The organism is Dyadobacter koreensis (assembly GCF_900108855.1).
Classification (GTDB): domain Bacteria; phylum Bacteroidota; class Bacteroidia; order Cytophagales; family Spirosomataceae; genus Dyadobacter; species Dyadobacter koreensis.
The window spans coordinates 316188-326806 of record NZ_FNXY01000010.1; the positions used below are offsets into that span (position 1 = coordinate 316188).

The 10619-nt window shown below is 40.7% G+C and carries 8 protein-coding genes; 6 read left to right on the plus strand and 2 right to left on the minus strand.

Going from position 1 to position 10619, the window contains the following annotated elements:
* Nucleotides 1–156 precede the first annotated feature (156 nt).
* On the minus strand, nt 157–3015 hold the full coding sequence (locus BMY70_RS28255; RefSeq protein ID WP_090341372.1) for a two-component regulator propeller domain-containing protein: 2859 nt from the start codon (nt 3013–3015) through the stop codon (nt 157–159).
* Between the two features lie 78 nt (nt 3016–3093).
* On the opposite strand from BMY70_RS28255, the gene BMY70_RS28260 reads away from it, so the two are divergent.
* On the plus strand, nt 3094–4470 hold the full coding sequence (locus BMY70_RS28260) for a hypothetical protein (protein WP_090341374.1): 1377 nt from the start codon (nt 3094–3096) through the stop codon (nt 4468–4470).
* Between the two features lie 58 nt (nt 4471–4528).
* Here the strand turns inward: BMY70_RS28260 and mdh are convergent, their stop codons facing one another.
* The gene (gene mdh / locus BMY70_RS28265; protein ID WP_090341376.1) at nt 4529–5455 is read right to left on the minus strand and encodes a malate dehydrogenase; all 927 of its coding nucleotides are present in this window, start codon (nt 5453–5455) and stop codon (nt 4529–4531) included.
* Nucleotides 5456–5648: 193 nt separating this feature from the next.
* On the opposite strand from mdh, the gene BMY70_RS28270 reads away from it, so the two are divergent.
* From BMY70_RS28270 to ruvA, 5 genes are all read left to right on the plus strand, one after another.
* Nucleotides 5649–6080, plus strand: coding sequence for a YkvA family protein (locus BMY70_RS28270; RefSeq protein WP_229209810.1), 432 nt, complete (start codon nt 5649–5651; stop codon nt 6078–6080).
* Nucleotides 6081–6149: 69 nt separating this feature from the next.
* Nucleotides 6150–6356 (plus strand): Sec-independent protein translocase subunit TatA/TatB, encoded by a 207-nt coding sequence (locus BMY70_RS28275; protein WP_090341378.1) that lies wholly within the window; start codon nt 6150–6152, stop codon nt 6354–6356.
* Between the two features lie 92 nt (nt 6357–6448).
* Nucleotides 6449–7891 (plus strand): Asp-tRNA(Asn)/Glu-tRNA(Gln) amidotransferase subunit GatA, encoded by a 1443-nt coding sequence (gene gatA / locus BMY70_RS28280; RefSeq protein WP_090341381.1) that lies wholly within the window; start codon nt 6449–6451, stop codon nt 7889–7891.
* 241 nt (nt 7892–8132) lie between these two features.
* Nucleotides 8133–9965 carry a LysM peptidoglycan-binding domain-containing protein gene (locus BMY70_RS28285; RefSeq protein WP_090341383.1) on the plus strand — a complete coding sequence of 611 codons (1833 nt, stop codon included), beginning with the start codon at nt 8133–8135 and terminating at the stop codon, nt 9963–9965.
* A 33-nt stretch (nt 9966–9998) separates the two neighbouring features.
* The gene (gene ruvA / locus BMY70_RS28290) at nt 9999–10589 is read left to right on the plus strand and encodes a Holliday junction branch migration protein RuvA (RefSeq protein ID WP_090341385.1); all 591 of its coding nucleotides are present in this window, start codon (nt 9999–10001) and stop codon (nt 10587–10589) included.
* The last annotated feature ends 30 nt before the right edge of the window (nt 10590–10619 follow it).

Consider the following 10619-nt stretch of genomic DNA (forward strand, 5'->3'; position numbering starts at 1 on the left):
TTAGGTATTGAACTTTAAGAAGATTAAATTGTCTTCAAAGCTAAGTACTAATAGCTACCATTGTCAAAATTAGCACTACATCACCACTACATCAATGAGAATAATACAACAAATTATATTATTTAATTGCAAAAATATTGGTTTTGTCTCATCATTTCACACATCCATCATGTATTCGGTTAGGTTGGAATCGTTCTCGAGTTCGAGCTTTTTGCGTAAACGATAGCGTTTAATTTCAATTCCGCGAACAGAAATTCCGAGAACCGGCGCCATTTCCTTACTCGACAAATTCATTCGAAGGCATGCCGCCAGACGAAGTTCAGAAGGTGATATAGACGGACAAATGTTTTTTAACTTTTTGAAAAATTCGTCATGAACTTCATTGAAATTTTCTTCGAACAAAACCCAGTCGTCTTTTCCGGCAACGTTTCTCTCAATACTGTTCAGTAGCTTCTGGTAATGAATATTGGGTAACTGTTGCCCAAGCTCTTGTTTGACCTGCTGCAGCTCATCCCGGATTTCCTGTAATATTTCATTTTTGCGAACTACATTTATCGCGACATTGCTTAGCTGCTGACTTTTGTTTTTGATTTCACTTTGAAGATTTTCATTCCGGATCTCAATGATTCTTCTTTCATTTATCAGTTTTTGCTGACGTAATTTTTCTTCCTGTTCTTCCAGCAATTTCTGTCGGTGTTTTACCAGACGTTTTTCCTGAAAAATGATAATTCCGGTTAAGAAAGCAGCTGCGAGGATCACGAAAAGAAGCCTCGCCCAAACCGTTTCATACCAGTAAGGTGCAACCGAAAATTTGTAAGTTGTAACTTCGTCATTTAAACTGCTCCTAAGTTCGAAGCTATATTGGTCGTGCGATAAATTGGTATATTCAACATAACTCTTATCTGTCCATTCTGACCACTGATCTGAAAGGCCTTTGAGGCGATATTTAAACTGAACATCCTGACCGAAAATCGGGAGGGCATACGCGATTCGGATCGAACGGACATCAACAGGCAATGTAGTTTCAGCTTTGGTTTCAAATACTTCGGTCAGATTTCTTAGGTTATAAACTTTTCTGATGGTCGGAGTCAAAACAGCCGAGGTGTGTGTGTCACTTAATTTTCGATCATACAGTGCGTAACCATTATCCAGACAAAAAAAGTAGTATTGGTTTGAAAGCGGAATTATCGTTTCACTATTTCTGACAAGTGATAATTGCAGCGTTTTGGGTTCAGTATTGCTGTAAAAATTAATCCGGTTCAAATATATTTTAAACCAATCCTGATCTATGCCGGAGCGAATCTTAAATTCGTCATCCTCTTTAACCCCTAGGTTTTTATAGGGCTGCAGGTTGTTTTCGCTGTCAGGTTGAAAGAAGTTATTTCCTGATCTGATCAACACTTTTCCGCGCCAGGGTGTGATCTCAATGGAAAATTCGCTTGGAATATCGATTGGCGCTTTGTACTCTTTCCAGGAAATCGCAGAGTCAAGTTTTGCATTTAATTCGATGTGATATAACCCGCGATAAGCGTGGGCTATCCAAAAAGAACCTTCATTTGTTTGAACAATTTGTTTGGCAGGAATTGGTGGAATTCCTTTGACAGGAAATTGATAAGTCCATTGTCCGGCTTTATCCTTCTTATATATGTGAAGGCCTGTGTAAGATCCCTGTAATAAAACCGTGTCGCTTTTTGTGACGACCGGGAGAAATTGCCAGCCACCATTTACCGGTGATATTCTTTTGATGCCGTTTTTTTCAATGCGGAACGTTGCATCATTGTGGCCGCACAGTAATTGATCGTTTATAACTTTCAAAGTCCAGGTTTGGCCTTCCAGTCCGCGTATAGGGCGAAAGGGTTCGGATGACATCCACTTTTTAACAAAAACACCATTATTGGACCCTACGTATAAGTTTCCTTTCCAAATGGCTGCTGCATAAGTTGATCCGAGAGGGTTGTCGTTCGTCTGATATGAAATGACCGGAGAAGCAAGCTTGATAAGGTCAATTCCCTGATCCAGCCCGAGCCATAAATGGTCGTTACTGTCTTCAAAGAGGGAGAGTATCGTATTATTTTGTAATCCATTTTCTTTCTTGAAATGGAATCTCAAACTCCCGCTGTTATCAACTACGTATAATCCTTTTGATATCGAGCCAAAAGCATAACTGCTGTCGGTGCTGAGCACGACCGCCTTATTGATGATGTTTTGTTTTAATTCCTCAGCGAGAGGTATTTTCCATTCGGTGAATTTCTCATTATCCCAAATGAAAATGCCCTGTTTAGTAGTGGTGACTAAAACCTTGTTTCCCGGAAAAGGCAGGATACTTGAAACCACCGCAGACGCAAGAAAACCGGAACCTTTCAGCATCACAAACTTATTTCCGATCAGCTCGTAGAGTCCTTTGTTTAAAAACTGAACATACAATCTGCCTCTGACATTTCGCATGAACATAAAATTATCCCTTGTTTTAAGCTCGGTGATCTTCTGGCCGTCGTAACGGTATATCCGGGCAAAGGACTGGAAATAAATATCCTTACCATCTTTCAGAATGTGCCATATTTCTTCCGTCTGTAAACTCTTGAAATTAGCAGCTTTGCTAAGAGAATGATAGATTAACTGCCCCTTTGTCGTTTTTTGCCAATATCCAAACTCTGAATAGCCACCAACGTAAATTCTTGAACCTCCGTTTGGCATCGTATCGCACAAAACAGCACGTACGATCTGCCGGTTAGGGAATGGAAATAACTTCCAGACAGCACCGTCATATTCAAGCAAACCATCAGAATTAGCCGTATAAATGATGTGATCTTTACTCTGGCCGATTGCCCAGTTTTGATTATGAGCCTTATAAATCGTGTTCTGGAAATTTACAAGAGGAGGTGTCTCCTGAGCGGACACAGAAGAAAAAAACACAAATAAAAGGAGTAAAACCCCGTTTAATTTGTGCTTATGTTTTTTGGTATTATAGTAAAAAGGAGCGATCGAGCCATCTCCTTTTTCCAAAGGGCAAATCATTTTTAGAGTATTTTTTAGCAACTTTTAACTAATTTAGGTAAGATACGTTATTCGTATCTGAAAAAAATAACGCGTGGAATGAAAAAAGTACTTTGTTTAATTTTATTAGCCACATCAGCTGGATTCGCTCAAGTGAAGTCAACGGATGATAATAACAAAAGTGATATCAGATATAGTCTCAATCCTTCCGGATCGCATTATGTAAAATTCACCTTTACAAATCAGGTTTGGCTTCGACTGAATGAAAATAATCCGGGAACAACAGTTTTAAGTGATCCCGCTTCTCAAACATTTGATATCGGATTGAGAAGGACTCGTATGCAATTGTTTGGCCAGATTACTGACAGGGTCTTTTTTTATACACAGTTTGGTCTTAACAACTTTAACAAAACAAATGGTTTCCCGGGTTATAATACAGCCGGAACGCCAAGTAACAGAAAGGTTGCTGCTTTTTTTCATGATGCGGTAGGGGAATATGAAGTGCTGAGAAAGGGCTCTGATTTCATTCGCGTGGGAGGCGGTCTGACGATCGTAAATGGACTTTCCCGTTTCTCTCAGCCAAGTATCGGAACGATCATGACAATGGATGTGCCGATTTTCGCTCAGGCAACGGTAGATCAGACCGATCAGTTTTCAAGAAAACTTGCCATTTACAGTCGTGGACAGATTGGTAAAATTAATTATCGTTTAAGTATTGCTGACCCGTTTCCAGTCGAAACAAGTGGAGGCGTCCCCGCTGCTTTGGGCGTAAATTCTGTTTTTGCTCAGAAAAAACATAAAAAACAGTTTGACGGATTATTGATCTACAATATTTTTGATACAGAAGACAACACAACTCCAGGGTACATGACGGGTACTTATCTGGGAAAGCGAAAAGTCTGGAATATTGAGGCGGGCTTCATCGGACAAAAAAATGCGACTTGGAGACAAGAAAATGCTGACACGCTGTATAGCAGCATGAATTTATGGTCCGTTGCTTCTTATCTCGACATGCCGGTTAACAAGGATAAAGGGACAGCGGTGTCTGCATATTTAGGATATTTTCATACAGAATATGGGAAAGGATATCTTCGCTATAATGGGAGTATGAATCCTGCAACAGGCACTAATTTACCGATCGCCGGTGTTAGCGGTACACACGGAAATGCTTACCCTATGTTTGGAACAGGGAATGTAACTTATGCACAGGCTGGATTTAAATTCAAAGAGGGGCTGTTGGGAAGCCAGGGGACGCTGATGCCTTTCGCTTCCTGGCAATATTCAGATTATGAACGTTTGAAAGATCCGATGAATCTGTACAATCTGGGCGTCAACTGGGTCATTAAAGGAAATAATTCAAAATTGACATTAAATTACGAGAATAGGCCAGTTTATAAAAACGGAGTGGAATTTAATGAATTAGTTAAAGACGGGAGAAAAGCATCCTGGATATTACAGTATCAGATATCAATCTAGACTGTGAATAAAATGAGTAAAAGAGGAGCCAGTTTTACCAAACTGACTCCTCTTTTGGCTAGAACGTCAAAGCTCCGTTCATCGCACGTACGGCTTCGGCGGATTTTTCGTATGCTGCTTTTTCGGCGTCGCTCAAACGCAGATTGATGATTTTCTCCCAGCCATTACGTCCAAGAACAACTGGGACGCCCATGCAAATATCTTTCTGTCCATACTCTCCATTCAGATAGACACCGCAGGGAACAATCCTTTTTTGGTTACGAACAATGCTTTCCACCATCATCGCTGCTGCAGCTCCGGGTGCATACCATGCTGATGTTCCGATCAATTTTGTAAGCGTTGCACCGCCGATCATCGTATCCGCTGCTATCTGCTCAAGTTTTTCAGCAGAAAGAAAACGGCTTACCGGAATCCCGTTGTAAGTAGCCAGGCGGGTTAACGGTATCATGGTTGTGTCACCATGTCCGCCAATTACCATACCGTGAATGTCACTTGGAGAAACATCCATTGCCATAGCAAGATAAGTTTTGAAACGTGCGCTGTCCAATGCTCCTCCCATACCGATAATCCGTTTTTTAGGAATATCTGCCTCTTTAAATGCAAGGTAAGTCATTGTATCCATCGGATTTGAAACAACAATGATTATGGCCTTTGGAGAATATTTTAAAATATTTTCAGTTACTGATTTTACGATTCCTGCATTGATACCGATAAGTTCTTCGCGGGTCATGCCGGGTTTGCGCGGGATACCTGAAGTGATTACGACTACATCGGATCCCTTTGTTTTTTCATAGTCATTAGTTGAGCCAACCGGTTTGGTATTAAAACCAAGTAACGCAGCGGTCTGGTACATATCCAATGATTTTCCTTCACTTACACCTTCTTTGATATCCAGCAACACTAATTCTTCCGCCAATTCGCGACGAATGATATTGTCGGCTGTGGTTGCACCCACGGCGCCAGCGCCTACGACAGTAATCTTCATAAAAAAATGTATTTAATTGTGTAAAAATTAATGTTTTGAAATATACCCTAAAAATAGGTTACATAATTTGTTAAAACCACTCGGAGATTTAAATTTTGTATGAAATGTAGTATGCTTCGATCCGTAATGCAATTTTTTACGTAATTAGATAGTTATATTGGCATTTCAAACCACTTTTTCTTTATTTAGAAAAATGAATAACGAATCATTGATAGCAAAGACCTTAAAGTCTGTTTTTTTTAGAAAGGCAACAGGTAAAGCAGGCAGGTATGCCAGTAACGCAAGTCGCCTTATGGAGTTGGTTAGTGAGGTAGCGGGTAAATTGAAGCATGTTGGGTTCAAAGGCAATCTGGCCGAGTTTCAGGGCAGCGTAAGACTGCTGATTCGTATGGTGCAAGCATATTCGTCGGGAGCATACAGAACGCTTCCCTGGAAAAGCCTTGTTTCGATAGTCGCTGTTTTAATCTATTTTGTTTCTCCAATTGATCTTATCCCTGATTTTCTGCCGGTTATAGGAATTACAGACGATGTCGCGCTTGTTTTGTGGCTTATTAAGACATTAGGCGACGATATTGCGAAATTCAGCGAATGGGAAAAGAACGAAAAAACAATTAATATCGGATAAAGTGCCTGATTATTTTAGGTCTTTTCCAAAAAATAAGTATTTTTGTAAACATATAATCAAAGAATAGATATGGAATCAGTAACTGTTTTAGGTGGAATTATGGGGTTGGGTGGACAAGAGATATTTCTGGTAGCCTTGTTCGTTTTGCTTTTCTTCGGTGCGAAGAAAATTCCTGAGTTGATGCGTGGTTTGGGCCAGGGTATCAACGAGTTTAAAAATGCTACCAAAGACGTAAAAGAGAATATTGAGAAAAGCATGGAAGATACTACAAAGTAATCTTTCCATTGTATTGAGTACATAACAGAGCCGTTTAGTAAACACTTAAATGGCTCTGATTCTTTATTTATTACCCGCCAAAAATAATTACGTTGAAAGAGTACCCGACGCTGACCGAAATACAAAATGATTTGCGTGGAGGAGGTTTAACCTGCGTGCAGTTGGTGAATCATTATTTGGAAAGGATTGAGTCCAATGCCCATTTAAATGCCTTCGTTGACGTCTATTCAGAGGAAGCACTTCGCTTCGCGGCTGATGTAGACATTAAAATTCAGAATGGAACTGCTGGCAGACTTGCCGGCTTGGTGATCGGCTTAAAGGATGTTTTGGCTCATAAAGGGCACGGCGTTCAGGCTGGAAGTCAGATTTTGAATACTTACCATTCCCCGTATACAGCAACAGCGGTTCAACGTCTTTTGGACGAAGACGCTATTGTAATAGGTCGTCAAAACTGTGACGAGTTTGCCATGGGGTCTTCTAATGAAAATTCATCTTTCGGTCCTGTTCTTAATGCGGCTGATAATACAAAGGTTCCGGGTGGATCTTCCGGTGGCTCGGCGGTTGCGGTTCAGGCTGGATTGTGCCACGCATCTTTGGGAAGTGATACTGGAGGTTCAGTTCGTCAGCCTGCCGCTTTTTGTGGCGTAGTTGGGGTTAAGCCTTCTTATGGTCGTGTTTCCCGCTGGGGACTTCTGGCTTATGCGTCTTCCTTTGACTGTATCGGACCGATTACGAAAAGTATTGAAGATGCTGCTTTGATTTTGGAAATCATGGCAGGTTCCGACGAATTCGATAGTACCGTTTCTGCCAAAGATGTTCCTTCTTACACTGAAAATCTTGGTTGGAATGGAAAGGCAAAGATTGGTTACATTCTTGATACGATTGAAAATGAAGCGATTGCTCCTGAAATCCGTGAGCAGACACTCGAAGTTTTAAATCGTCTCCGTTCGCAGGGACACGAAGTCACGCCGGTTGAAATGCCGCTCCTTGATTATTTATTGCCAACTTATTACATCCTGACCACCGCTGAGGCCAGTTCAAATCTATCAAGATTTGATGGTGTAAGGTATGGTAGCAGAGCGGCAGAAAACGGAGATTTGGAGGCACTTTATAAGAATACCCGGACAGAAGGTTTTGGTGAAGAAGTGAGGAGAAGAATATTATTAGGTACTTTTGTTTTAAGTGCAAATTATTACGACGCATACTATACCAAGGCGCAACGCGTTAGAAGATTGGTGCGGGAAGAAACGGAGCGGTTTTTTGAGAAATTTGATTTTCTTATTTCACCTGTTACGCCTACCACTGCCTTTACGATCGGAGAGAAAACGGAAGATCCTTTACAGATGTATTTAGCTGATATTTTTACGGTACAGGCTAATGTTGTAGGAAATCCTGCCATTTCAATTCCGAATGGTTTAGACAAAAATGGTATGCCGATTGGTATTCAAATTATGGCGCCCTTCTTCAAAGAAGAAAAAATGCTGTCGTTTGCTAACCATCTTTCTTTAACTTTGAAAGAAAATATAGAAGCATAATTTCCAAGCCTGATAAATAATTTTTTATCTGGTTTTTTGTAAGTATTTATTGGACTGTAAGCAGTCCGGTCTTTATTATTACCCAATGTTTCAATAAAAGAATCGTGCCTGTAAGGTGATTTTTCAGAAATTATTTGCACGAAATTATAGATAGTAAGAAAGTTATTTACATAAGGTATTCATCATCAGACGTTGACTATTTGATAACAGGAATCGCTAACCCATCAAAAAGCTTTAATTAATGAGGATTTCAAAAAGAGTATTGTGGCTTGGAGCCGTGTGTGCAGGGTTGTGGAATTCGCCGGTTATGGCGACAATACAAAGAGAGAAATTAGAAATTATTGGGCCGGATACGCTCGGAATCGCAGCGGTAGCTGATGAAAATGCCGAAATTCCAACCATGCCTGACGTTGAAGAAATAGGTTTGACACCTGCTATTCCGGAAGAATTATTAAGAGAGCGTTTTGCGAAACTGGAAAAATCGATTCCTCTGACTTATCATAAGTCGTCTCACGAATTTGTTGAATACTTTATTTATAAAAAGACAAACTTCACAATCAGTATGATGGAAAAGATGCCATTATACTTCCCTTTATTTGAAAAAACACTTCAAAAATACGGTCTGCCTACAGAGCTTAAATATCTGTCAATGATCGAATCGGGATTAAATCCTACAGCACTGTCCCGCGTCAGAGCCGGCGGACTTTGGCAATTTATGCCTGCGACGGGTCGTGAGTTCGGTTTATACCAGGATAGTTACATCGACGAACGTTTCGAACCTGTAAAAGCGACTGAGGCTGCGTGTAAATATCTTAAACAGCTTTATAATATTTTTGGAGACTGGGAGTTGGCTTTGGCTTCTTACAATACAGGGCCGGGAAATGTTAAACGTGCAATGCGTCGTTCACATGGAACAACCTTCTGGGGAATTTATAACGCGCTTCCAAAAGAAACAAGATCTTATGTTCCGCAATATGTGGCGATGAACTATATGATGAATTATGGAAATGATCACGGCGTTTATGCACAAAATCCGGAATATCAGATTCCTAATGATACAATCCATATCAATGGCTATATAAATCTTGCAACATTCTGCCAGCAAAGTGGAATTGATTTTGCGGAACTTAACAAACTGAATCCTCAGTTGACGAAAACAATGCTTCCTGAGCAGACGCGTGATTTTGTTCTTAAAGTACCAAGTGTAAAATATACTTATCTGGTTAGCAACAGAAGCGTGATTATGGATTCCTGCACACGCAGGTATATTCCAGCCGGAGCAGTTTTGGCAGGACTTGACAAATCAAACGGAGCGTTTCCCTATGCTTATGTTAATGGGGACGAGGATAGCGATGAATTTGCAGCTAACACAAAAGTAGTTTCCAAGAAATCTTCTCACACCGTTAAAAGAGGAGAGACGCTGCAATCGATTTCAAGAAAATACCGAGTTCAGGTTGCTGAGTTGAAAAGATGGAATCGTATTCGCAGAAATTCATTGCAGAGGGGCCAGCGCCTGGTGGTTTATAAAGATGTAAAAGTTACCGTCAGGCCGATGCTGATAGCTTCTGGAAAAGTAGAAAAAGAACACGTTAAAACCGATACAACTGCGGAAACAACGCTGGCTGTAAACGAAGAGACTGAGGAGACGGATTCGGATGAACAGGAAGTGGCTGCTGTTGCGAAAATTAAGCAAAAAAAATCTTCTCATACAGTCAGACGCGGCGAAACACTGGAATCTATTTCAAGAAAATATGATGTCGAAATCGCTGAGTTGAGGAAATGGAATAATATTCGTAGAAGCGCTATCCAAAGTGGACAAAAATTAATTGTTTATAAGGAAGTTAAAGAGGTTGTGCCTGTAACCCTGGTTGCTTCTGCAAAAACGCAGCAGGCACAGAAAGAAGAACAAAGAAGATCAAGACATATCAAAATGCGTTACCACACTGTCCAGCAGGGTGATACGCTATGGAACATTTCCCAGCGTTACGGACTGCCGATAGATTACCTGAAAAGAGCTAATAAAATCAGAGGGAACGAGATTAAGCCTGGTATGAAACTGATCGTTTCAAGCTAGAACGAGTTATTTTAACGCACATACTATAAACATATGATTGCCTACGTTGACGGGACTGTAACCTATAAAGATCCTGCATTTGCCGTTATTGATGTCCAGGGTCTGGGTTATGAAGTTCGTATTTCATTGCAGACATACACCGCCATGCCAGACGTTGGTAAGCGGTGCAAATTAGTAACCTATCTAAATATACGTGAAGATGCTCATGTGCTTTTCGGCTTTTTGGAAAGCGATGAAAAGAGCCTCTTTTTAGATTTGATCAGTATCTCGGGAGTAGGGCCATCGACTGCTTTAGTCATGCTTTCCTCCCTTTCGTCTCCGGAAATCCGCCAGGGAATCATCGACGAAGACTTACGTCTGATCCAGTCTATTAAAGGAATTGGATTAAAAACAGCCCAGCGAGTAATTCTTGAATTAAGTGACAAAATGCGGAAAGATGCAATGCTCACTACGGGAGTGAAAACCCCTGCTAGTTCGAATAATGCGTTGAAAAGCGAAGCTTTGGCTGCCCTGGTGACTCTGGGTATCCCGAAAGCGACCGCAGAAAAAAGTTTAGATGTTATCATCAAACGGGAAGGGTACGAGATAACGGTTGAGCAGTTGATTAAATTAGCGCTCCGCTAGTCAGGATTTTTAAATAAGTCGTACGGGAAT

Bases quoted from the DNA above. Each gene is read 5' to 3' on its own strand.
- BMY70_RS28255 (WP_090341372.1), bottom strand. From the start codon at position 3,015: ATGATTTGCCCTTTGGAAAAAGGAGATGGCTCGATCGCTCCTTTTTAC.
- BMY70_RS28260 (WP_090341374.1), top strand. From the start codon at position 3,094: ATGAAAAAAGTACTTTGTTTAATTTTATTAGCCACATCAGCTGGATTC.
- mdh (WP_090341376.1), bottom strand. From the start codon at position 5,455: ATGAAGATTACTGTCGTAGGCGCTGGCGCCGTGGGTGCAACCACAGCC.
- BMY70_RS28270 (WP_229209810.1), top strand. From the start codon at position 5,649: ATGAATAACGAATCATTGATAGCAAAGACCTTAAAGTCTGTTTTTTTT.
- BMY70_RS28275 (WP_090341378.1), top strand. From the start codon at position 6,150: ATGGAATCAGTAACTGTTTTAGGTGGAATTATGGGGTTGGGTGGACAA.
- BMY70_RS28285 (WP_090341383.1), top strand. From the start codon at position 8,133: ATGAGGATTTCAAAAAGAGTATTGTGGCTTGGAGCCGTGTGTGCAGGG.
- ruvA (WP_090341385.1), top strand. From the start codon at position 9,999: ATGATTGCCTACGTTGACGGGACTGTAACCTATAAAGATCCTGCATTT.